This window comes from Paraburkholderia fungorum (genome assembly GCF_902833645.1).
Classification (GTDB): Bacteria; Pseudomonadota; Gammaproteobacteria; order Burkholderiales; family Burkholderiaceae; genus Paraburkholderia; species Paraburkholderia fungorum.
The window spans coordinates 87,361-109,270 of the sequence record NZ_CADFGE010000013.1 but is presented as its reverse complement, the minus strand read 5'-3'; the positions used below and the strand labels follow the sequence as shown (position 1 = coordinate 109,270).

Sequence of the window (21,910 nt, the reverse complement as noted above, 5' to 3'; positions counted from 1 at the left end):
ATCATGTACTCACGTTCCCGTCGCTTCTTCTCGCGACTCGCGCCGTCTGCTGGTGTCGCGCTGGCCGGTTTGTCCATCGCGGCTAGCGTATTGGCAGCCTCGACTCCCAATACTGTCGCGGGCATGCCTCCGGTGGTGAACGCCAGTAACCTGTACAGTGAAGCGGGCGCTGGTCATTTCAGCCCGGAGGTCAAGGATGCATTGCCGCGGATTTATGTGCCCAATCTCCGCTCCAATGACGTTTATGTGATCGACCCGGCCACATTCAAGGTGGTGGACCGGTTTCGTGTCGGCTACAGCCCGCAACACGTGGTTCCTTCGTGGGACCTGAAGACGTTGTGGGTGGCAAACAACGCCGAAGGGCGCCCCGACGGCAGTCTGACACCGATCGATCCTAAGACCGGCAAGCCCGGCAAGGAGGTCATGGTCGACGATCCCTACAATATGTATTTCACACCGGACGGCAAGGAAGCGATCGTGGTGGCGGAAGCGCACGCGCGACTGGACTTCCGCGATCCGCATACGATGGCCCTAAAGTCGAGCCTGTCCGTACCGGAGTGCAAGGGGATCAATCACGCCGACTTCTCGATCGACGGTAGGTACGTCCTGTTCACCTGTGAATTCGGCGGGAAGCTGGCAAAAATCGATCTGGTCAACCGGAAGGTCGTGGGCTATCTTCAACTCGACAAGAAGGGCATGCCGCAAGACATCCGTATCTCGCCGGATGGCAAGGTGTTCTATGTCGCCGACATGAAGGCCGATGGCGTTTTCGTGGTCGACGGCGACAGCTTCACGAAGATCGGCTTTATCAGGACAGGTGTTGGCACGCACGGCCTGTATCCGAGCCGCGATGGCACCCGCCTGTACATCGCCAACCGCGGCTCCAATCTGGTTCATGGTCCACGTCATGGCAAGGGCAGTGTGTCGGTGCTCGACTTCGCTTCACGCAAAGTCGTGACGACCTGGCCGATTCCGGGTGGCGGCAGTCCGGATATGGGCAATGTCAGCCCCGATGGCAGGACGCTGTTGCTGTCCGGCCGGTACGACGATGTCGTCTATGCGATCGATACGACCGCCGGAACCGTTAAATCCATTCCGGTGGGCATGGAACCGCATGGACTCACGGTGTGGCCGCAGCCCGGCCGGTATTCGCTCGGGCACACAGGCAACATGCGCTGACCGGGAGACGCCGGGACGAACGGCGATTGCGTGCAGACCCCCATTAGCGCGCGCGCCACGGGGGTGCTGTTCTGTTCTACGCGCAATTGCCGTCATGTGTGCCTTTGCGCATCGCCCGGTCATCCGGTGGCTAATTCTCCGGGTTACCTGCGCGCAGCCCCCGGTCTCCGGCCACCCAACCCTCCGCATTCAGACAATCGTGCATAGCCGTGGCGGCGGTGGCGGCCTCCCCGAAGGCCACAGCGATCTGATCGAGACTGTGCACCACGTCGCCCGCGGCATACAGACCGGCGACGGATGTCGCCATGTGTTGGTCGACAATCAGGGTCCCGTCAGGCGCGTGGGCCGCGCCAAGGGACAAGGCGAGTTCTGACCTTACCGTGTCTCCCAGCGCGGAGTAAATGGTATCGAACTCGTACTCCTTGCCAGAGCGCGTTTGCAGGGCAGCAATGCTGTCTCCCTCCATGCGTAGCGCGGGAATTCCGTCTTCGATCACGGTAATTCCGGCGGTTGTCAGTTTCTGGCGGTCTTCCTCAGAAAATGCAACGCTGTGACCAAGGGTAAACAGCGTCAGGTCCGCCGTATAAGTGCGAATGAACAGGGCTTCTTTCAGGGCCTCCGTGTCTTGCGCGATGACTGCTACTTTCTTGCCGATCACCTCGTAGCCATCGCAGATAGGACAGTGACGGACCAGGCCCCGGTGAACGGCGTCGTCCAGACCGGGAAAAGCGGGCTCGACGTCGATGACACCTGTGGCGAGTAGCACTTTTCTGGCCCGGATGTGCGTGGACTCTGTCAATGCCAGAAATGTTCGATCCTCGTGCAGGCTGAGATTTTGCACCGTTCCCGCAACGATGCTAACGCCATAACGCGAAGCTTGTTCGCGCAACCGCGCAAGCAGATCCGGGCCGGCGATACCGTCCGGATATCCCGGGCAGTTGTGGGAAAGGGGAATCAAAGAGGCCCGGCTTTGGCCAGCATCAACTACTGTGATGCTGCGCCGAAAGCGAGCAAGGTAGATCGCCGCGGTTAGTCCTGCCACCCCCGCACCGATGACCAGGCAATCGACGGTTTCTAACTCAAGTTCTTCACTCATTTTCTTCTCCCGGAGGGTATTGAGGGTGGGGCGAGTCACGGCCCGGTGCCGACGTCGGGAAAGATCACGTCTCTGAGCCAAGCGTCCTTGAAGGTCGGTACACCGCAGGGGCGCGCCTCCTGCATCTCGCGGACCCGACCCGGGCTGACCGGACGCCGGACCCCGTTTCTGTCAATCGCGTAGGCTTCGAGTACGTCGACGTGCGAGACGTTCTGGTCGAACGAGATATAGCGCTGCGCGATGTCCTCGATGCCGGCCGCCGTATTCGCGCGCACCGTCGTGTCGTCGTCTTCCGCCACGACGAAAACGTGCACATCGTTTTCGATAGTGGAGGGCGCGCCCGGATTCCCGCTTTCGTCAGCATATATCGTGGGTGCGCTGGTGATCGCGAGAACGATGGCGATGAGAAGAGAGTGCATGATGTCACGACAACGGAAACGTCACTCTGACGGTTTGGAGGAGCAGAATCGCGTTAAGCGACAGAACCACAGTTGCTGCGAGCATGGCCACTATGGTCGTGAATGCGCGGTTCCTGTGAATGCCCATGATATCCCGCCGAGTGCTGAACCAAACCAGCGCCGTCATCGGAAGCGGCAGCGCCAAACTCAACACCACCTGACTGATGACGAGCGCGTTTGTAGCGTTCACTCCCAAGCCGACCACTGCAAAACTGGGCACCATTGTCACGACTCTTCGCACCCAAAGCGGGATACGAAAGCCAGTGAAGCCCTGCATAATCATCTGGCCGGCCATGGTGCCCACGACCGAGCTGGATATTCCGGAAGCGATTAGCGCGAGGAGAAAAATGCCCGCGGCCCCTATGCCCAACAGAGGCGCCAGGGTGTGGTATGCCGTTCCGATTTCGGCGACGTCAGAATGACCCTCGTGGAAGGCGCCAGAAGCCATGACGACCATGGCCATATTAACAAGACCTGCGGTGGCCAACGCGACGACAACCTCGAGGTTCGAATATGCCAGCAGCGTGGTGCGTTCAGCTTCTGTCTTTGGGAGCACGCGACTTTGGGTTAGCCCAGAATGGAGAAACAACGCATGTGGCATAACCGTGGCGCCAACAATGCCGACAGCGATCGTGAGAGCTTCTGAATCCGGAAGCTGCGGCGAAAACATACGCGCGAAGACTGCTGGCCAGGCGACCGGTACGATGAACAGCTCGGCCAGATACGACAAGCCAATCACACCGACTAGTCCACCAATTGCCAGTTCGAGTGGACGGAAACCTGCGCGCTCAAACAACAGAAGCGCATAGGTCACGAGAGCGGTGACCACCATGCTGACAAACAACGGCATGTGAAACAGCAGTGACAGGCCGATTGCTCCGCCCAGAAACTCGGCCAGATCCGTGGCCATCGCGGCCACCTCGCTCACGCCCCACATGAAAAGGACGAGGAACTTCGGGAAGTGTTCGCGGCAGAGCTCCGCGAGATTTCGTCCGGTCACTATCCCGAGTTTTGCGGAGAGCGCCTGAAACAGCATGGCTATCAGATTCGCCAACAGCACGACCCAGAGGAGCGTGTAGCCGTACTTCGCGCCAGCCTGGATGTTCGTCGCGAAGTTCCCGGGGTCCATGTAGGCAATTGAGACGACCACCGCCGGGCCGAAAAATGGCAGAAACACGCGAGCGCCTCTGCCTTCGAGCCGCTCCCGTATCGCCAGCGTCGTTCGCTTCGTCAGCGTCGCACGCGCGTCTTTGTCACGAGCACGGTCGTCCATTCATTGCGACTCCAGCCATGTCCAACGCAAATCCGCCCCGTCACTTCGGCCGCAGCATCACTTTCAGCAAAAGAGCATGCCGCAGCCGGAGCATCGCCAGACTTGCAATGCGCTTGGTTCGGACGACGATGAGCGCCTCCCCAAACACCTGTGTGGAGCGATGCGCGCAGCAGCCGGGCTACGAGTTGCAGAGGGCGCGGTGCAACCAGGTAGCCATCGTAGCCATCCTCCACCGAAGGACTGGGCTACGCCGAATCGTACCGCGCCGAAGCCCGCGTACTCCATTACTTGACGCCGTGCTTTGCCTGCCACTTCGTCATGTACGCAATTTCCTCATTCTGTGCCTTGATGATGTTTTTGGCCAGCCGCTTCATGTCCGGGTCTTTGCCATACTTTAATTCGACCTTCGCCATGCTGACCGCGCCCTTGTGATGGGGAATCATGTGGGCCACGAAGTCCTTGTCGGCATCGCCCGTGTACGAAGGCGCGCTCATATCCTTCATCATTTTCTGGTCCGCGTCCTTGAAAGCCTGCGTTGACGGACCCGACCCGGCATCTGTGGAACTGGACATATTCATTCCCGGCATAGACGCGGCCTGCTGGGCACTGACGGGGGCGGCGGCGACGGCAAGTGCGGCGCCAGAACAAAGGCAAAGGGTACGAAGCGCGTGAAGGTTTTTCATTTTGAATCTCCTTGTGTAAAAGATCATTCTGAGTGACCGGGATGTTGGTGGTGTGCATGGTCACGCGAGCCGCGGTGTTCGTGCGTAGCATGGTCGTGCTCACCGCCGTCCATCATTCGCATCATCTCGGGGCCACCGGTTCTGAAAAATACGGCCGTCAGGATGATGAAGATGGCACCAAAGACGATGTCGAGCATGGCGGTGTAGTTGAAGGTAATCGCCGCGTCGACGACTGCAGTATGCCGCTCTGTCGGGACCCATCCGAGCGACTGGAAGAGCGCCTCGACCACGAGTGCAGCCGAGACCATCGCAAGATAGAAGGTCACAGCGAGGAACACCGTCATCCTGCCACCGTAGTATTTCCTGTAGATGTTGAGGATGGGAAGAATGATGAGGTCGCCAAAGATGAAAGAGGCGACACCGCCGAAACTTATGCCGCCGTTCCACAGCACCGCAGCGAGCGGCACGTTTCCGACGGAACAGGTGAACGACGCAACGGCAATCAGGGGGCCGACAAATGCACCCCAAATCATTGCGGCTGTGGGATGACTGACGAGGAAGAATTTCTGCCAGAAACTGTCCGGCACCCACGCGCCGAGCGCGCCTGCGATGAGCAACCCAATACCGATGTCGCGCCACAGCATCGACCAGTTCATCACGTAGCTGTGGCTGATCGCTATCCACCCGTGTTTGGAGGAGAGGCGTTGCTTCCACGTCCCATGCTGCTCGCCCATTGACATGGCTGCATGCCCTTCCATGCTGCCGGCGATACCCTTGTCGGCCTGGTCGATGGCTTCTTTCTTCAACGAGTCGCGAAGAATGAAACGGAAGAGAATTACCAGCACGACAATCATGATCGGACCACCGATGAACTCTGCGGCAGCGAATTGCCAGGAAATCAGAACCCACATCAATACGCCGAGCTCAAGTACGAGATTCGTAGCGGCGAACTGGAACGCCATTGCAGAAGTGAAGTCGCCACCTTTTCGCACGATCGACCGCGCCATTGCGACCGCTGCATACGAACAGGAGGAAGACGCGGCGCCGAGCAGACTCGCGAAAGTCAGCGACCGCGGTGACGCGTCAGGCAGAAGCTTCGACATCTCGGACTTCGAGACCACGACCTCGATGACGGCCGAGACCAGGAAGCCCAGACTCAATCCCCAGAAAATCTGCCACAACATGGTGAATGCCATCCAGAGGGCATGACCTAAGGCAGTAACAATCTGCATCGCAAACTCCTGCACGAGAGGTTCTTTACGAGCGGCCTCGGGCTATCGAAGTACATCATGAGACATCGTGAGAATTTTCATGCCTTCATGGTGTTGACCAGCTTCAGGCTGACTTCGTCAATCCGTTCACACACGCGTTGGGCGAACCAGGAGCGTGGATGTTTTCGACATGAGCAAAACGCTTAATCGCAGGCGAGCAACAGCGTGCGAAATGAGAGCGGCCTTCCGGCTTCCCCTTGGAGAATGCGAGTACGGACCGTCAGGTGAAATCCCGCCGCTTGAATCGGAGCAACCGGGCTTTGCTCAGGCAAGGCGGAATCGACTCTCACGATTCTGGTGGTGATGTCTGATTCCAGCGTCGCTGCCGGGTCGAGATGCGTGAGCGCATTCGTAGTCGAATTGACGCACACCGTTGCAGGACATGTGTTTAATTTCGAATTCCATGTTTGCCTCCAGTCGCAAGTCAGAACCACCAGCATGGGCCTTCCCACGGCGGGAAGGTCAAGACGAGCGCCATTTTCGCTACAGCCTGCGCCATTTGCCTTGGTCGGTGCACGTTCAGATGAATCGTATGGTAGCAAGACCCGGACCTGCGTTCCCTGCGAAGCCGTGTCGACGTCACTTTTGCCAGGCGTGACGACGGATACTTCGGTCATTCGAATCAGGACGGGCGCCATCGGGAATCCGTAGGCTCCCCAATCCTGCACTGGGATTGGCCGACACCGCCCCCGCCAAAATTGCGAATACTCCCGGAAGAAGCTGGATGGACTGAAGCTTCTTCGTCGCATCGGATCAACGTTGGCCGCCACGCTGAACGCCTTCGCCAGATCCTCGAATGTTCGTCCTGAATTCCCGCAGCCGCGTCGGACTGGCATGCCCGCCACCCTCGACCTCGCGCATTGGTAAAGGCGCCTACGCGTGGACAGCGTTTGTACAGTGATAGACTCGTCGCCAAACTACAAATCGTTACCCTATGAACAGTCTCCACACGCTGATTGAGCACTGGAAGTCCGACCCCGCGGGGACGTTCCAGACATGGTTTCTCTGGCCCGAACGGCTCAAGAATTTCCGTTCCATCCGCCAGGGGATACGGCAGGTAGTCAAGGAAATCAATTCTGGCGCCTTCGGCAATGCGTACCGCGGCTCCTCGCTCGAAACTGTCGTCGCGTCCGTCGCGGAACAGCGCCAGATCTTCAGGGGCGCGGATCACGCGTTCCTTTGGAAACCCAAGCTGCGTATTCCCGACATTTACGAGAATCCCGTGAACCAGCGTGCGTTCGGGAAAGCGCTGGACGCGTGCGATTGCTGTAACGAGGCAGATGAAGTCCTCGATGCAATCCGGATACTGGATTCGCATGCGATCAAGGGTCTGGGACCGGCAGTTGCCAATCTGCTGTATTTCATTCATCCCACACATGTCAGTCCTTTCAACACCGCGATTGTGCGAGGCTTCAACGCGGTGACGCGAGCGAACGTGAAACTGGGGCGCTGGGACCACTATCTGTCGATGCGACAAGGCATCCTGGAGCTGAACCACGAGCACCGGTCACTTCTGTCCAACGATCTCGGTGCCATTGCAGGCTTCCTGTTCGATGTCGGCATGGATCGGTATCCGCTGCCTCCATCCATCGACGATACTGCGTCGGGCCACGCGTGGCTGAAGGATCTGGAGGCTGTCCGCGCGCAATCAGCCACGCTTGCCAGGCAACTCGAAGCGAATCAGCAACAGGATGCGACCCATACCGAGGTTCAGGGCTGGTTACGTGACCTGGGTCACTCGCTCGGGTACATGGTCTGGATTGCCACCAATGACCGCTCGCGTCCCTACGCAGGCGGAAAGCTTGTTGACGGCTGCATATCGGAACTGCCCGCATCACTTTGCATCAACGGGGCGGACACCGTACCGCTCATCGACGTTATCTGGCTGCACCCCGATCAGACGGTTGTCGCCGCATTCGAGGTCGAGCACACGACATCCATCTACTCGGGCATCGTGCGTCTGCTCGACCTCGCGCTCGGCTCGGTCACGGCGGCGCAGCGTCACCTGTATCTGGTAGCGCCCGACGCGCGAGAAGCAGATGTGCGAAGTCAGCTTGCGCGACCAGCGTTTTCACGCGTTACGGAACTGGGCATCAAATATCTGCCGTACGGTGCACTCAGGGAGCACCGCGAAAACATCGCCCGCTTCGGCGCGGGTATGAAACCGATTGAGGCCATTGCGCGGATGCTTTGATGTGCGTTTGCTAATCGGGCGTTGCCTGAACGCATTCAGGTCACGCCCGCCTGTTCACATACGGCGCAAGCTGATCAGGGTCGAGCCGAGGAGGGTGGTCCGAGATGGCGAAAAGGTCAGGTCCTCGCCACGCTGCATTCGGATGCGGTGATCCAGAATGAGAGCCGGTCGGAATTCACCCCCATTGATTCCAGCGAAAGCATCTAGAACAGATGAAAGTCAGAATTCTTTGCCGTCGTCACTGCGGCCTGGCTCACCCGGTCAACGTGAGCGACGCTCAATACCCGATGCCTGATTGCGCGATTGCGAGCGGCCGGCAGTCAGGCCTGACCGGCGATGACGACGCCGGAGCAGGCTCCCCAGAAGTGGGTCCCGGTTCAATGTGACGACATTGTGCCGTCGGTAAATGGCGACTACCCGCCGCGCCAGGCGACGATCGGGAGCAACCGGCCGCGTTTCAACGGCACCAACCCCGGGTGGCAAAAACAGCCGCGATAGACTGGACGATATCGCGCTAAAACCTGCATGTCCGGGGGCGAGTCATTGTCCCCGACACATGACAGCGTACACGCAAGCACGTTTGCATCGGCCAACTCGGATGTCGCCATCGTCCGTAACGACATCAATTTCCCGGCTTTATGAAACGCAGGGTCATGTCGTCACTCTCACCGATTGCGAGATACTTTGCCCGGTCCTTGTCGGCCAGCTTCAGCGTTGGCGGCAAATACCAGACAGGATAGCTCCCGTCGTCTTTCGGGTTGGCATTGGCTTCGGACGTGCCGGCTAGCTCGAAGCCTGCCTGCCGCGCCTCGCGGATCGCATAGTCTTGCGGAACGCGTCCCTTTGCGATCGCATCGGAGACGGTTTCGCCTGCCCTGGCCCGATGCTCGACGATGCCGAGCACTCCGCCCGGCTTCAGTACCTGATACGCAGACAGGAAGAAGCGTTGGACGATCGCGTCGGTTGTCTCGTTATGCGCGTTTGAGTAGACGAAGTCATGGAGATTGAGGAACGTCACCACCATGTCGGCAGATTCCGGGCCGCCGAGCGGCATGTATTCCGGAGGCTCGAAGGCCGTCGTCGCAACCTTCCCATAAATAGCCGGATTGCCCGAAAGTTTTTCGCCGTACATGCCCGCCATTTTGCGGAAAAATGGATTGACGCTTGTTGCGGGCGGGGTCGCCTCAATCAGCTGTCCGCGTTGTTTCAGAAAGGGGGCGAGAATCTCTGTGTACCATCCTCTGCCCGGCAGGACCTCGATCACCGTCATCGCGGGCTGGATGCCAAAAAATTCGAGTGTTTCGATCGGATGTCGATATTTGTCCCGCTGCCTGAAAGCAGGCGTTCGCTGTGAACTGTCGATTGCTGCCTTCAATGCCTGATCGACGCCTTTGGGTGTTTCGGCGACGGCGATCGCCATAGGCGCCGATGCGATCAACATCGCGAGTGCCAGTGTTATTCCCGATTTTACGTTCAAGTTTCGTTCTCCCTATCTGGTCGCCAGATAATGTCGTTTCCTGCAAATCGCTGCGTATCCGTCCTCGCCAACATGGTTGCGAGCCCGGAATCCTTTTCGATTGCGTAGCAACTGCGCCTGTCCCGCTTACCTGGCGAAAAGCGATGACACAGTGCCGGATGTCTGCTTCGGAGCTGAAGGAGAGTGGGGCACCGCCCATCTTCTTCTCCTGTTGTGCCCGGACCATCCCATTCATAGCATTGAGCCGTGCTTCGCTGCGTCTGATATTCGAGACCTTGGTCAAGCGTCCAGTCGCCACAATTTCACTCAAAGCTTTCCGTAACTATGCAATCCAGACAAGAACATGTTGACGCCAAGAAACGCGAACGTCGTCACCAGCAGGCCAGTCAGCGCCCACCAGGCGGCGACCGCGCCGCGCTGGCCCTTCATCAGGCGCATATGCAGCCAGGCCGCGTAGTTCAGCCACACAATCAGCGCCCACGTTTCCTTCGGATCCCAGCTCCAGTAACCGCCCCATGCTTCCGCAGCCCACAGCGCGCCGAGAATCGTCGCGATCGTGAAGAACGCGAAGCCGACGGCGATCGACTTGTACATCAGGTCGTCGAGCACATCGAGCGGCGGCAGACGGTCTGCCAGCACGCCGCGCTCTTTCGCCAGATACGCGACGCCGACCATTGCCGACAGCGCGAAGCTGCCATAGCCGATGAAGTTGGCCGGCACGTGGATCTTCATCCACCAGCTCTGCAGCGCCGGCACGAGCGGCTGGATCTGCTGGGCGTCGCGCGCGACCGAGTACCACATCAGGAAGCCGACCGCCGCGCTGATCACCAGCAGCACGAATGCGCCGAGCGCACGCGTGTTGTAGTGCTGCTCGTAGTACAGATAGAACAGCGCCGTGATCAGGCTGAACAGCACGAACACTTCGTACAGGTTCGAGATTGGAATATGGCCGACGTCCGCGCCGATCAGGTACGACTCGTACCAGCGCACCATCAGACCGACGAAGCCCATCACCACCGCAGCCCACGTCATTTTTGAACCGATCGCGGCGCCGGTCGGTGAACGCGACAGCAGGCCGATCCAGTAGAAGACGGTGGCGAACACGAAGAGCGCGCTCATCCACAGAATTGCGGACTGGCTCGACAGGAAATATTTGAGGAAGAACGCGTTATCCGCGCGCGTCAGATCGCCGTGATAGATCTGGATCGCAAGCAGCGACAGCGCGGCGATGCCCACCATCAGCGGGCGCACCGGCTTCCAGCGCCAGCCCAGCACGACGAACACCGGCACTGCGCAGCACAGCACCAGTTTGTCGTAGTAATTCATGAACGGGTGATAGCGCGACAGCGCGAACCCGGCCCCCGCGACCATCGCTACTGCAAACAGCCAGTCAGTGATGCCGAGGCGCTTCAGGAACGGCCGCTCGTCATACTCAGCAACGTTGAGTGCCTCGTTCGCGAACGACTTCTGCGGCCGCGAGGGTGAAGAGGAGGATGAAGAAACCTGAGTCAAGTCCATGATCTTACCGGGTCGAATCTTGTGAGCGTGCGGACGGCGCGCCGGCATGGCCGGGTTTGTCGGAGGCGCCGGCGGCGTCGGATGCTTCAGTGAGTTTGGCGCCCAGCGCGGCGCCGACGGCGTCGCGCGTTTGCGTGAACTCTTTTTCAAAGTCGAGCGTTTTGCGTGCGCTCGACATCGCCATCACGACATTCGTGCCGTGATCGGTGTCCTTGAGCCAGAACCAGAGGCGTCGTTCGCGGACGTAGAACATCGAGAAGATACCTAACACGAGGAGCAGGCTGCCAAGATACACAATTTTTTTGCCCGGGGCACGCGCCAGCTGGAATACCGAAGCCTGCACTTCGTTGAACGAGTCGAGCTGCAGATAGACCGGCGATCCGTACAGAAAGCTGTCGGATATCGCATTGATTGAGCTCTGGATGAAGCGGCTCGCGTCCGCGTTGGCCTGCGCATCGGGCTCGCCAAGCTGCTCGCGCGACAGCTGCCACAGGTCCCACGTCGAGCCTTCCAGCATGCGCAGCAGCAGGCCCGCGGCCTTTTCCTGCTCGCCCTTGGGCACCGAATGGTCGATGAACGCGGCAACCGCCTGGAAGCCGCCGACGGTCTGGCCGTTCGGCATCCTGATGCTGTTGTCCGCGCCGGCAAACAGGTTCAGGACACGTAGCGCGCTTTCTTCCAGATGCTGCTGCAGTGCGACATTCGAACCCGGCACCGAGCGCAGCGCGAACCGGTGAGCGGCCGCGGCGCGCATGGCCGGACTTTCCAGCGTGGCGCGCAGGTTCATCCATTCCTTGACGGTGCCGCCAGCGTCGGCCGGAATGCGCAGATAGCGGAACGGATCATTCGGACTGGTGCGCATGCCCGCGAGGAACATCCGGTCGCCGCCCACGTCGACCGGCAGCATGTAGTTGTTGTACTCACGCGCCTGACCTTCCTTGTCGCGTACCTTGTATTGCACCGAGGGGCCGACGTTATGCATGTTCATCGGCTGCGAGGTCTTCGCACCGGAACCGAGGCGCTCGTCGAACGCTTCTTCCAGCGAGCGATGCGCGGCCACGCCGCGTGCGTCGTTGGCGCCGCTGCCGTTCGACACGTTCTCGACATTGATTGCGCGGAAGTCGGCGAATTCAATCGTCTGGCCATCGGCGCCGGCGATCGGCGCGTTAAGTGGCGCGGAGTTGCCGATCACACCGCCGAACGGTGTGGTCTTCCCGCTTGCGCCCGTCATCGGCCACGCGGTCATCTTCATCTGCGAGCCACCGTCCTGGAAGCTCGACTGGTAGATCGACACGCCGTCATATTCGAATGGCTTGTTCACCTCGATGCGCGCCAGGATTCGCGCGCCAGTCTTGTGGTCGATGACGACAATGTCACTCGCGAACAGCTTCGGCATGCCCGTCGAGTAGTAGTCGACGATGAACTTGTTCAACTGGATAGAGAATGGCAGGTCCTGGATCAGCGAACCGTCGGGCTGGTTCAGGATCGCTGTCGATACATGCTGCCCTTCCGGCACCCACGCATAGCCACGAAAACTCGGATTCGATTGCGACAGGCGGTGTTCTGGCGCAATGTCGTTGATCACCGTGTTGCTGCGGATCGGCGACTTGTCGAACAGCCACATCTGCAGCCTGATCGGCAGGTTGCTGTCGAGCAGGCCACCCAGACAGATCACGACGATTGCAATGTGCGCGGAGATGTAGCCGAACTTCGTCAGCGCGCCGCGCTTCGCGGCAATCAGCGTCGCGCCGTCCGATTCACGTGTGACAAACCTGTAGCCGAGCTTGGCCGAGAGTGTCGCGAGGACCAACGAGGTCTGCGTGCGCGTGCCGTGCACCGCGAACTCGCCCTTGTGATGGAACGCGCGCAGACTGCCTTCGCGAACCCTGTCTTTCCAGCTCTTCGCATCGGCGATCATCTTCGGCGCATTGCGGATCACGCACAGCGACACCGACACCATCAGAAAACCGAGGATCAGCATGAACCACCACGAGCTGTACACGGTGTACAGGCCGAGCGAACGGAAGATATCCGCCCAGAATGGGCCGAACTGATTGACGTAGTTGTTGTACGGATCGTCCTGCGTGAGCACCGTGCCGATGATGCTGGCGATGGAGAGAATCACCAGCAGACTGATGGCAAATCGCATCGAACCTAGCAAATCCAGCGTATTGCGCCATGCCCGCCTGGTGACTTTTGCCTTACGCGCTGAAACAGTCGCACTCATACGGGCTCCAGCGTTGCACGATGGGGAGGGTACTTGCGTGGCAGATTTGCTTTCTTCGTCATCGCATCTCTTCCTTGAAACTGAGCGTCCATTTTCTTCCGGGATAATCTGGCAATCTGATTTCGGCGAACGACCTTCTTCGGAGACTTAACCTCGTGCAGAGCGTCAGGTCGAGGCATTCCTTCCGAGGGCTTATATGGCGTACCTGCGCAACCAGTCGTCAATGGTTCCGGGTGAAAGTATTCCAAGCAATACGGCTCGGACCTTGCCGGAGGGATCGATGAAAATCGAAACCGGGATCACGTTGGAGCCAATGAAATTGATCAGGCGATCGATCTGCGTGCGTGTCGTTTCCGATGAAAGGATGGGGGAGGCGATAACGTACGTTACGCCGCGTGCTTTGGCGAACGCCAGGGCTTGCGACCGTACCTCGTAGAGATCGAGACCGACGACGATCAGGCCGGATTTTTGGAGCCGTTGCGAAGCATCCTGCAGGATCGGCAGTTCGATCCTGCATGGTACGCACCAGCTCGCCCACAAATTGACAACGAGGCTATGCCCCTTCAGGTCCTTCAGAAAGAGCGGCTGCCCGTCTGTACCGGTCATCGGCAGACTGTTCAGCGCATCGGCAATCTGGGAATCTTTCCCGGTGGGATTCTCCGAGGTCTGGACGCTCAAATATAGCGACGCGATAACGAGAGGTAGCGCCGCTGCGGCTAACACCCGCAGACTGGGCATATGTGTTTTCCTGCCTCGCCAAATCCGAAGCAGCGCCCACGCCAGCCCTCCAACGAGGCCATATAGAGGCGCAAACCCCGGTAGCCAGAAAAACAGGACTTCATACGGATGCGTACGATACGCGTCCATATGTCCAACGACATAGCCCAGCCGCGCGACGAGCAACCCGCAAACCGCGGCTTCGTCGAGCAGCGCGCTGTACCTGTACACCGACGGATGTTTTGACTTTCGGCTGACAATCCGGAGCAGGCACGTTGCAGAAAAAAACGCCGCGAAAAAAATCAGCCGGTCAAAAGAAATATTGATGCCGAACATCGTTAACATGGACTTCTCTAGTCAGGCGCCAGGGGATGCGGGTGCGCAAATCTGGCTTCGTTTGATCAGGAATCCTTGAGGTACAAAGCAACTGGTGCCGAACTAACGCATACTCATCGGTGCCGGGATGTTCGCGGGCGGCAAGCACACGCCGTCAGAGCTGCAGGCTTGCACGCGAACTATCAGGTGGACATTTGGCCCGTTGGGCAGGTCTGACACCGGGATGCGTGTCCCGTCCTCGTAAACGTTGAGTTCCTTGTCATCGACGCGAATCCCGCTGTTCATGCCCGCTGGGTATTGCGCGGCAACCGGATGTATGTCGCCGCCCTGTTCGACGGAGATTGTCGTCGGGATCAGATAATCGAGCGATGCAGGATTGGCGTTGACGTGCCAGTTCGGGCGAATATGCAGCGTCACCGCAGCCGCGGCGCCGACGTTTTCGAACGACGCCGTGACCTGTTGAGAGGAGTCGCCAATTCCACCACCTGATGCACCGGATAAGGTCAGGGAAGGTGAATTCTGTGTTACCGCATCCCCGGGAGTTACTGCATTGCGAAATTGTGGATACCGGCTCCACGCGAGAATGGTTGCCGCTGCAAGTAGCGCCAGAGCGAAAGATATTTTGATTGTCCTGGACTTCATGTTCACGATGGTTCACCTGCTATTTGACATCCGTTAGCGCATCGATAAGACTTCCGCCCGTAAACAGGCCGGAAAACTGCTGGACCACCCGACCCCGGCTGTCGAGGATCGCGAGAAACGGCAAGCCTGCGCCGCCGTAGGAGGCAAGCAGGCGCTCAAGCGCTGGATTGGGGCGCGTGAGATCGACCTGGAACGCAACGGCGCCATGGGAGCGGATGGCCTGTATGACGTCACTGTTGCGATAAACCGTGCTTTCCAGGATCTTGCAGTTGATACACCATTGAGCGGTGAACTCGACCAGGGCTGGCCGGCCAAGAGCTGATAGCTTCGTGGCATCGGACGCCTCCAGACGTTGCCACGCGACGGCATGCGCCGCAGATGATCCGGAACTGACCCCCGCGTAGACCAATCCGCCTGCAATGACCCCGAAGATCGCCACCGCGCGGCGTGCGGCGCGATCCTGAGCTCGCCAGAACGCGTGCGCAGTCCAGACCAGCAACCCGGCGAGAAACGCAAACCAAAGGAACGGACCCATCGCGGCCGGCAACACGCTTTGCGCGAAGAAAAGCGCCGCGCCCAGCAGAACCCAGCCGAAACTACGTCGAACCACGTCGGACCACGCGCCGGCGCGCGGCAGCCGCTGGAGCAATCCGGGATGAAGGATCAAGCCTGCGTAGGGCAGCGCAAGGCCGACGCCAATCGAGACGAAAATGGTCACGATATTGGCTATCGGCTGTGTGAGCGCGAACACCAGAACGCCGCCCAACAGGGGACCGGTGCAAGGCGTCGAGAGCAACGCGCCGACCAGTCCCGAAACAAATGGCTCGAGAAAGCGGGCGCCCCGCATCGACGCGGCCGCAGCGGGGACCGGCAGCCCCCTGCCGGAAAAATTCATCGTGGCCAGCGCCAGCAGCAGCACGCTGAGCACGATCAGCAGAATGCGCGATTGAAACAGAACGCCCCACTGCAGATGCAAGAGTGCCGTAGAGAGTCCAAGGACCGAAAAAAAGAGCACCGATCCGGCGGCAAACAGGCCGGCTGACAGCATGCGCGCGCCGAAGCCTCCCCCGGCTTCGCGCAGGATCGCGCGGACCTTGATCGGTATGGCCGGTAGCACGCACGGTGTCAGGTTGAGGAGCATACCTGCGGCCACGGCAAGCGGCGCCTGAATCCAGAGGGAAGTGAACATGGCGCGGTCTGTTACGTCGATTGGGTGAGAGCGTCACTGATCATGCGGTCGAGCGCGGCGAAATCAGGCTCACCGAGAAAGCGTTTCAGGATCTTTCCATTCCTGTCGACCAGATAGGTGGTCGGCGTCATTTCAACATTAAAGAATCTGCGCGCAAGACTTCCATCTGTGTCCGTGACGATCCGGAACGGCAAATGCCTCGTATTGGCGTAGTTGGTCACATAAGCGGGCGGATCGTAATTCATCGCTATTGCGATGAAATCGAAGTTCGCGCCCTTGAACCTGTTATACGTCTGAATCATCTGAGGCATTTCCTTAATGCAGGTGGCGCAACTTGTCGCCCAGAAATCCACCAGGTAGACCTTTCCACGCAGGTCCGCCGTCGTTAGCTTTTGGCCCGACGTCAGCACAAACGTCGCAGCCGGAACGGCTTTCGTTCGGCCAACAGCCATGTATGCCGTGATGGCGAGGATGACAACCAGCAGAGCCCCCAACGCTTTGCTGACCGAAAACTTGAAGTTGCTAATGCCAGTCATGATAAAAATGCTCAACTAAGGATTTTGTAGCCGACACGTCGGACACCAGTTGCGCGATGTCCGCACTCGAAAGCGTCGGATTCGGACACAATGACGCCCGGCATTCAGATGACATTGAGTCGTCCCATCATGCCCAGGTCCTCGTGTTCGAGAAGGTGGCAATGAAACATGCGAATGCCCTTCATGGTTTGCACAATCTTGATTCGCACCGTTTCCTGGGATTTCAGGTTGACCGTGTCATAGAGTGCGCGAAACGATTCCTTGCGGATTCGGCCGCTGATTTCCCGTTCGACCACGAGAAACTGTGTGCCGTGAATATGAAAGGGATGGTCCATGTCAGAGTCGTTGACGATCGTCCACTCTTCCGTGACGCCCATCTCGCTGGTGAGATCAACGCGGTCCATGGCAAACAATTTCCCGTTCATAAGAAATTGCATCTCCTGTTGTCCCTTCGTTGTCGATGCCGACTCGCTCATGACGACGCGCTTCTGAACGGCAGCGGCCGGCCATTGCGGCCATGTGCGCAGGATCGGCGGCAACGTTGGCCGGCTGGCTGCACGAACGGTGCTAAAAATAACGTCGAGGAGTTGAACCGGTGCGTCTTCAGCAGCACCGCCCATCTTGCCGCGGTTGTATGGAGCAGCAAGCAGCGGCGAAGGCGACATGCGTTGGCCGGTGGCGTGCACGACCACATCGACGCGTTGCGCGGGGGCGACGAGAATCTCGCGCAGGCCCATCTGCGCACGCTCGAGCGGGCCCCCGTCCGTGCCCACCAGCGCCAACGAATGGCCGGGTAGTTGGAGGCGAAGATAGCGGGCATTGGTGGCATTCAGTATCCGCCAACGTTCCTGTCCGTTAGCGTCGAACACCAACATTGGTCGGTGCTGACCATTGACCAGAACGAACTGGCCTTCGCGCCCGTTCATCCAGTCCATCATGTCGTTTGCGGGAATTGCACCATCTGCGGTAAGGCGCAAATCCGTGATAGCCAGAACCCTCTCAGGCAGCGCCGCCAAAGGATCGTCCTTGGCTCGCACCAGGATCGGCCCCGCGAGACCGCGATACACCTGTTCCGCCGACTGCTTATGGGGGTGTGGGTGATACCAGTACAGCCCACTAATATCCGTCGGCAGCGTGAACCGGTAAACGCGGCTGCCGCCCGGGGGTACCGCATCTGATGGATTGCCGTCCTGGTCCGGCGGTACCGGCAGCCCGTGCCAGTGAATCGTGGTGGCTTGTGACAACCGGTTGTGCAGGGTGATCTCGACGTCGTCGCCCGCAGTGAGCTCAAGCAGCGGTCCAGGAAAGCTATCGTTGTAACTCCAGACCTCGGTGGTTTGGCCGGGCACAAGCTGCATGCGCGTTGGCGCCGCGACTAGCGTCGCTCTGAATTTGCCCGCTTCACTGGTTTCATTTTGAAGAACTCGAGGCGGCTGCAGCGGCCCACCCATCGGTATCGCACGAGCGGACGCGAGTCGCAGCGTTGGTGCGTCCATCCCGTTCATGGCGGGCATGTCCGCCATTCCCGTCATGTTGTCCATTGCACCGCTCATGGTGCCCTTGGCGCGCAACGGGGCGGCGGTCCAGCCGAGCGCAGACAGCCCGGCCAGGCCGGCAAAGAAATTTCGACGATGCATCGTCCTACTCCGAAACCATTGACATCCTGCCGGCGCACCATTGGGGCACCGGACTCTCAACGCCGTTAAACGACAAAAATTGCCCGCGGCAATTAGACGCGAAGGCGTTGAGGTGGAGGATGGGGTACGTCGGGAGCAGTGGAGGAATAGATCCGATCGGTAGCTAAAAACCGGGTGAGAGAGCCAATCGGACCAGGAACGTCAAGCGACGCCTGCACAGCAATCGGAGTGCAAAACGTGCAACTGAGGCAAACCGAGCAAAGGTTTACGTTCGCCTTTCCCGATTTGGCGGTGCCCGGAATTAGTCCGTGTCCGTCGGTGGTGCCCGATATGATTTCAGCTCGTATCGGCTGGGAAGCGACGGCGCCTCTGGTGGCGCCGCTCTCCATTGACATTCCGGGGTGACAGTCCGCCAGATCGCCTGCCGCCCAGCCGCGCAAAGGCAGCAGTAGCAATAGCAAGTAAACGATCGCACGGAAAAATTGGCGTGACATGACTACCTAAACAGGCGTTTACCCTGGCGATCCGGGACAGCGACGGGCTCGGAGATTCTAATATTACCCGATACAGACCTCCGCGGCCCGTGAACGAAGGACGCGTGCAAAAATTTGTTCCAGTAGGCGCAAAGAATAAATCGCCTAGCTAAAGTTCGAATCGGAACTCACCGAAAGCAGTCCGGCGTCTGAGCACGTGGTGCAGGCTGTAAAGGCGATTTTCGACCAGAGAGTGTTCCGTCTCGGAGGATGGGCCGGCGAACGGCGCTATGAAGTGGGAACGAGTCCTGGTGCAATTGTGTAAGCATAATTCGACGGACCCATGTGAAAGAGTCATCCGGAACCGGTTGCGAGCGTTGTGTTGTTCAGCATCTTCGGTCATGAAGCGGACTTTTCCTGGCGTGATGGCGAACCCGTGGCGGACAAGGGTCTCGTAGTGGGCATCCAGCTCCGATACCGATGTTCAAATGGTAGACGTGGATGTCCTAGGCATCCACATCTACCGTTCCAATCCGGTACGGGGAACACGCTTATCTAGACACATCGCGCTTATTCCTTCATACCCCTCGGGAGCGAGGTTTCCAGGTCCGAAGAAGCAGCGCATTGCTCACAACGCTGACGCTACTGAATGCCATTGCTGCTCCCGCCACAATTGGATTCAGCAGGCCGAACGCCGCCAACGGCACGCCAATCAGGTTGTAGACGAACGCCCAGAACAGGTTCTGGCGAATCTTGCTATACGTCCTGCGCGAGATGTCGATAGCGTCTGCGATAAGTGCCGGGTCTCCGCGCATAAGTGTCACGCCCGATGCATGCATTGCTACATCGGTTCCAGTGGACATTGCGATACCGACATCAGCCGCAGCGAGTGCCGGTGCATCGTTGATGCCGTCCCCGACCATGCCGACAGTAGCGCCGTCGCTCTTCAACCCCGCCACCGCCGTTGCCTTATCTTCAGGCAGCAACGACGCACGAACATCTTTTATCCCCAGCTCCTTTGCCACGAGCTGCGCGCTGCCCTCGTTATCCCCAGTAAGGAGCACTGTCCGAACGCCTAACGCCGAGAGCGCGCGGATGGCGACTGGCGATGTGTTCTTGATTGCGTCGCCGAACGCCATCATGGCCAGAACCCTGGTGGCCGGCTGAGTCTCGACGAGCCACGAGACCGAGAAGCCGGCTTCCTGTGCCCGCTTTCCGACAAGCTCGAGTTCGGAAGAGACACCGATAGCGCTTTCCATGAACCATCGTTCGCTTGCGATAACGAGCCTGCGCCCATCTACCGTCGCTTCGATACCTCGGCCGGTCAGAGCGGTGGCATCACTTGCGCGACTCAGCGTGAGCCCTTTCTCTTTCGCAGCATTTACCACCGCCCGGGCTAGCGGATGCTCGCTCGCCTGTTGCACCGATGCCGCCAGTTGCAAAGCTTCGAGGTGCGGGACCTGGTCCACCTCGAACTGCACGAGGCTCGGCTTTCCCTCGGTCAATGTACCGGTCTTGTCGAGCGCGATAACGGTGAGGCGGTGGGCCAGTTCCAACGCTTCAGCGTCTTTGATGAGAATGCCATGCTGTGCCGCTACGCCGGTGCCCGCCATAATCGCCGTGGGCGTTGCTAACCCTAACGCGCACGGGCAGGCGATGACCAGCACCGCAACCGCATTCAGAATGGCTGCTTCGACGTTTCCGTTTGCCAGCAGCCACCCTACCAATGTAACGAGTGCAATGCCTAGAATGACGGGTACGAACACGGCACTGACACGGTCCACCAGCCGTTGTATCGGAGCCTTCTCGGCTTGAGCCGACTCGACAAGACGGATAATGCGAGACAGCATCGTGTCCGCGCCGACCGCCGTGGTCTGAAGCAGCAGATACCCGTTTCCTACGATGGAGCCTGTCACGACCGGGTCTCCAGCACCCTTCGCAACAGGCAAACTTTCTCCCGTTATGAGCGACTCGTCTACATCGCTCTGGCCTTCCAGGATTGTTCCGTCCACCGGGATTCGCTCGCCAGGACGCATCACAACCTGGTCGCCGGCACGGACACCCGACAACGCGATATCTTTCTCTTCGCCGGCCACGCGGACGCGCGCCGTTTCAGGCCGCAATGCGTTGAGCGCTCTGATTGCATCGGTGGTTTTGCGCTTCGCGCGCACTTCCAGCCACTTCCCGAATCGGACAAGCGTAATGACGACGGCTGACGCCTCGAAATAAAGGTGATTCATTTGTCCGGGATGAGCGATAAGCTCGTACACACTGAGACCGTAAGCTGCAGTGGTCCCCAGAGCGACGAGCAAATCCATGTTCCCAGCTTTGGCCAGCACGGCTTTATAGGCAGCCTTGTAGAATCTGGCGCCAAAAACGAACTGCACGACAGTCGCCAGCGCCAACTGGGCCGACGCCGGAAGCATCGCGTGAGCGTCGAACAGATCCGCGAACATTGGTACGACAAGGGGGATAGTCAGGACAGCGGATGCTAGGACAGCGAGCATGTCGGCGTCAAAACGGGACGATGCGTGCTCGGCACGGCTGTCAACATGCTGAGCCGCTTCGTATCCGGCCTTGATCACCGCAGCGACTAATGCGTCATTGCTCACTCCCATGCTGGTCACCGTCGCGGTTTCAGTAGCCAGGTTTACGACGGCTGCGGACACACCAGGCAGCCGCAAGAGCGCCTTCTCTACGCGAGAGACGCAAGACGCGCACGTCATCCCCTTGATGTCGAGGGTGGTGGAATTCATGGGCACTTCATAGCCGGCCCGATTTACCGCGTCGACGATGGCATCTTGCGCCACGCCGGCATCGGCCGTAACACTCGCACGCTCGGTCGCAAGATTGACCGCTGAATTCGTGACGCCAGGCACTCTAGCCAGAGCCTTCTCAACGCGAGCGACACACGAGGCGCACGTCATCCCCTCGATGGGAATTGACCATTCCTTCGATGCCGGTGTGTTGCCGGGTTTTTGCAGGGTCGCTTCCATTACCAACA

General features: G+C 59.2%; 17 protein-coding genes. 2 read left to right on the top strand and 15 right to left on the bottom strand.

All coding sequences use genetic code 11. The features are described 5' to 3' along the window. Nucleotides 1-3: 3 nt before the first annotated feature. Nucleotides 4-1,179 carry a YncE family protein gene (locus HWX91_RS31680; RefSeq protein WP_028197043.1) on the top strand — a complete coding sequence of 392 codons (1,176 nt, stop codon included), beginning with the start codon at nucleotides 4-6 and terminating at the stop codon, nucleotides 1,177-1,179. 130 nt (nucleotides 1,180-1,309) lie between these two features. On the opposite strand, the gene HWX91_RS31675 is transcribed toward HWX91_RS31680, so the two are convergent. The 6 genes from HWX91_RS31675 to HWX91_RS40530 all read right to left on the bottom strand — a co-directional run bounded on the left by HWX91_RS31675 (nucleotide 1,310) and on the right by HWX91_RS40530 (nucleotide 6,598). Next, nucleotides 1,310-2,275: an NAD(P)/FAD-dependent oxidoreductase gene (locus tag HWX91_RS31675; RefSeq protein ID WP_028197042.1), complete on the bottom strand. Its 966-nt coding sequence runs from the start codon at nucleotides 2,273-2,275 to the stop codon at nucleotides 1,310-1,312. A 35-nt stretch (nucleotides 2,276-2,310) separates the two neighbouring features. Beyond that, the gene (locus HWX91_RS31670) at nucleotides 2,311-2,694 is read right to left on the bottom strand and encodes a DUF3857 domain-containing protein (RefSeq protein ID WP_028197041.1); all 384 of its coding nucleotides are present in this window, start codon (nucleotides 2,692-2,694) and stop codon (nucleotides 2,311-2,313) included. 4 nt (nucleotides 2,695-2,698) lie between these two features. Beyond that, complete coding sequence (locus tag HWX91_RS31665; protein ID WP_042275146.1) at nucleotides 2,699-4,006, bottom strand: Nramp family divalent metal transporter; 1,308 nt, start codon at nucleotides 4,004-4,006, stop codon at nucleotides 2,699-2,701. A 284-nt stretch (nucleotides 4,007-4,290) separates the two neighbouring features. Continuing rightward, a complete protein-coding gene (gene copM / locus HWX91_RS31660; protein WP_028197039.1) occupies nucleotides 4,291-4,689 on the bottom strand; it encodes a CopM family metallochaperone in 399 nt (132 codons plus the stop codon). Between the two features lie 23 nt (nucleotides 4,690-4,712). Continuing rightward, complete coding sequence (locus HWX91_RS31655) at nucleotides 4,713-5,921, bottom strand: permease (protein ID WP_028197038.1); 1,209 nt, start codon at nucleotides 5,919-5,921, stop codon at nucleotides 4,713-4,715. 182 nt (nucleotides 5,922-6,103) lie between these two features. Continuing rightward, nucleotides 6,104-6,598: a hypothetical protein gene (locus HWX91_RS40530; protein WP_200898805.1), complete on the bottom strand. Its 495-nt coding sequence runs from the start codon at nucleotides 6,596-6,598 to the stop codon at nucleotides 6,104-6,106. A gap of 296 nt (nucleotides 6,599-6,894) precedes the next feature. Here HWX91_RS40530 and HWX91_RS31645 point away from each other — a divergent pair, with 296 nt between their 5' ends. After that, entirely contained in the window at nucleotides 6,895-8,154 is a 1,260-nt protein-coding gene (locus HWX91_RS31645; RefSeq protein ID WP_028197037.1) for a hypothetical protein, read from the top strand. Between the two features lie 622 nt (nucleotides 8,155-8,776). Here HWX91_RS31645 and HWX91_RS31640 read toward each other — a convergent pair. The 9 genes from HWX91_RS31640 to HWX91_RS31600 form a co-directional block, all read right to left on the bottom strand. Then, nucleotides 8,777-9,631 (bottom strand): class I SAM-dependent methyltransferase, encoded by an 855-nt coding sequence (locus tag HWX91_RS31640; protein ID WP_235429548.1) that lies wholly within the window; start codon nucleotides 9,629-9,631, stop codon nucleotides 8,777-8,779. A gap of 306 nt (nucleotides 9,632-9,937) precedes the next feature. After that, nucleotides 9,938-11,149, bottom strand: a complete 1,212-nt coding sequence (gene ccsB / locus HWX91_RS31635) for a c-type cytochrome biogenesis protein CcsB (protein WP_028197035.1) — start codon at nucleotides 11,147-11,149, stop codon at nucleotides 9,938-9,940. 4 nt (nucleotides 11,150-11,153) lie between these two features. After that, nucleotides 11,154-13,376, bottom strand: coding sequence for a cytochrome c biogenesis protein ResB (locus HWX91_RS31630; RefSeq protein ID WP_028197034.1), 2,223 nt, complete (start codon nucleotides 13,374-13,376; stop codon nucleotides 11,154-11,156). A gap of 192 nt (nucleotides 13,377-13,568) precedes the next feature. Next, nucleotides 13,569-14,438 (bottom strand): TlpA disulfide reductase family protein, encoded by an 870-nt coding sequence (locus HWX91_RS31625; protein ID WP_081833079.1) that lies wholly within the window; start codon nucleotides 14,436-14,438, stop codon nucleotides 13,569-13,571. Between the two features lie 93 nt (nucleotides 14,439-14,531). Further along, a complete protein-coding gene (locus HWX91_RS31620) occupies nucleotides 14,532-15,071 on the bottom strand; it encodes a protein-disulfide reductase DsbD domain-containing protein (protein ID WP_081833078.1) in 540 nt (179 codons plus the stop codon). A gap of 19 nt (nucleotides 15,072-15,090) precedes the next feature. Next, entirely contained in the window at nucleotides 15,091-16,212 is a 1,122-nt protein-coding gene (locus HWX91_RS31615) for a protein-disulfide reductase DsbD family protein (protein WP_235429549.1), read from the bottom strand. Between the two features lie 59 nt (nucleotides 16,213-16,271). Next, nucleotides 16,272-16,712, bottom strand: coding sequence for a TlpA family protein disulfide reductase (locus HWX91_RS31610; protein WP_244207646.1), 441 nt, complete (start codon nucleotides 16,710-16,712; stop codon nucleotides 16,272-16,274). 188 nt (nucleotides 16,713-16,900) lie between these two features. Further along, nucleotides 16,901-18,433, bottom strand: a complete 1,533-nt coding sequence (locus HWX91_RS31605) for a multicopper oxidase family protein (RefSeq protein ID WP_028197030.1) — start codon at nucleotides 18,431-18,433, stop codon at nucleotides 16,901-16,903. Between the two features lie 1,051 nt (nucleotides 18,434-19,484). Next, nucleotides 19,485-21,902 (bottom strand): heavy metal translocating P-type ATPase, encoded by a 2,418-nt coding sequence (locus HWX91_RS31600; RefSeq protein WP_042275136.1) that lies wholly within the window; start codon nucleotides 21,900-21,902, stop codon nucleotides 19,485-19,487. Between the last annotated feature and the right edge of the window lie 8 nt (nucleotides 21,903-21,910).

What these genes read in the sequence shown, in the direction of transcription:
- HWX91_RS31680 (WP_028197043.1), top strand. Translation starts at nt 4, where the DNA reads ATGTACTCACGTTCCCGTCGCTTCTTCTCGCGACTCGCGCCGTCTGCT.
- HWX91_RS31675 (WP_028197042.1), bottom strand. Translation starts at nt 2,275, where the DNA reads ATGAGTGAAGAACTTGAGTTAGAAACCGTCGATTGCCTGGTCATCGGT.
- HWX91_RS31670 (WP_028197041.1), bottom strand. Translation starts at nt 2,694, where the DNA reads ATGCACTCTCTTCTCATCGCCATCGTTCTCGCGATCACCAGCGCACCC.
- HWX91_RS31665 (WP_042275146.1), bottom strand. Translation starts at nt 4,006, where the DNA reads ATGGACGACCGTGCTCGTGACAAAGACGCGCGTGCGACGCTGACGAAG.
- copM (WP_028197039.1), bottom strand. Translation starts at nt 4,689, where the DNA reads ATGAAAAACCTTCACGCGCTTCGTACCCTTTGCCTTTGTTCTGGCGCC.
- HWX91_RS31655 (WP_028197038.1), bottom strand. Translation starts at nt 5,921, where the DNA reads ATGCAGATTGTTACTGCCTTAGGTCATGCCCTCTGGATGGCATTCACC.
- HWX91_RS40530 (WP_200898805.1), bottom strand. Translation starts at nt 6,598, where the DNA reads ATGGCGCCCGTCCTGATTCGAATGACCGAAGTATCCGTCGTCACGCCT.
- HWX91_RS31645 (WP_028197037.1), top strand. Translation starts at nt 6,895, where the DNA reads ATGAACAGTCTCCACACGCTGATTGAGCACTGGAAGTCCGACCCCGCG.
- ccsB (WP_028197035.1), bottom strand. Translation starts at nt 11,149, where the DNA reads ATGGACTTGACTCAGGTTTCTTCATCCTCCTCTTCACCCTCGCGGCCG.
- HWX91_RS31630 (WP_028197034.1), bottom strand. Translation starts at nt 13,376, where the DNA reads ATGAGTGCGACTGTTTCAGCGCGTAAGGCAAAAGTCACCAGGCGGGCA.
- HWX91_RS31625 (WP_081833079.1), bottom strand. Translation starts at nt 14,438, where the DNA reads ATGTTAACGATGTTCGGCATCAATATTTCTTTTGACCGGCTGATTTTT.
- HWX91_RS31620 (WP_081833078.1), bottom strand. Translation starts at nt 15,071, where the DNA reads ATGAAGTCCAGGACAATCAAAATATCTTTCGCTCTGGCGCTACTTGCA.
- HWX91_RS31615 (WP_235429549.1), bottom strand. Translation starts at nt 16,212, where the DNA reads ATGCTCCTCAACCTGACACCGTGCGTGCTACCGGCCATACCGATCAAG.
- HWX91_RS31610 (WP_244207646.1), bottom strand. Translation starts at nt 16,712, where the DNA reads ATGGCTGTTGGCCGAACGAAAGCCGTTCCGGCTGCGACGTTTGTGCTG.
- HWX91_RS31605 (WP_028197030.1), bottom strand. Translation starts at nt 18,433, where the DNA reads ATGCATCGTCGAAATTTCTTTGCCGGCCTGGCCGGGCTGTCTGCGCTC.
- HWX91_RS31600 (WP_042275136.1), bottom strand. Translation starts at nt 21,902, where the DNA reads ATGGAAGCGACCCTGCAAAAACCCGGCAACACACCGGCATCGAAGGAA.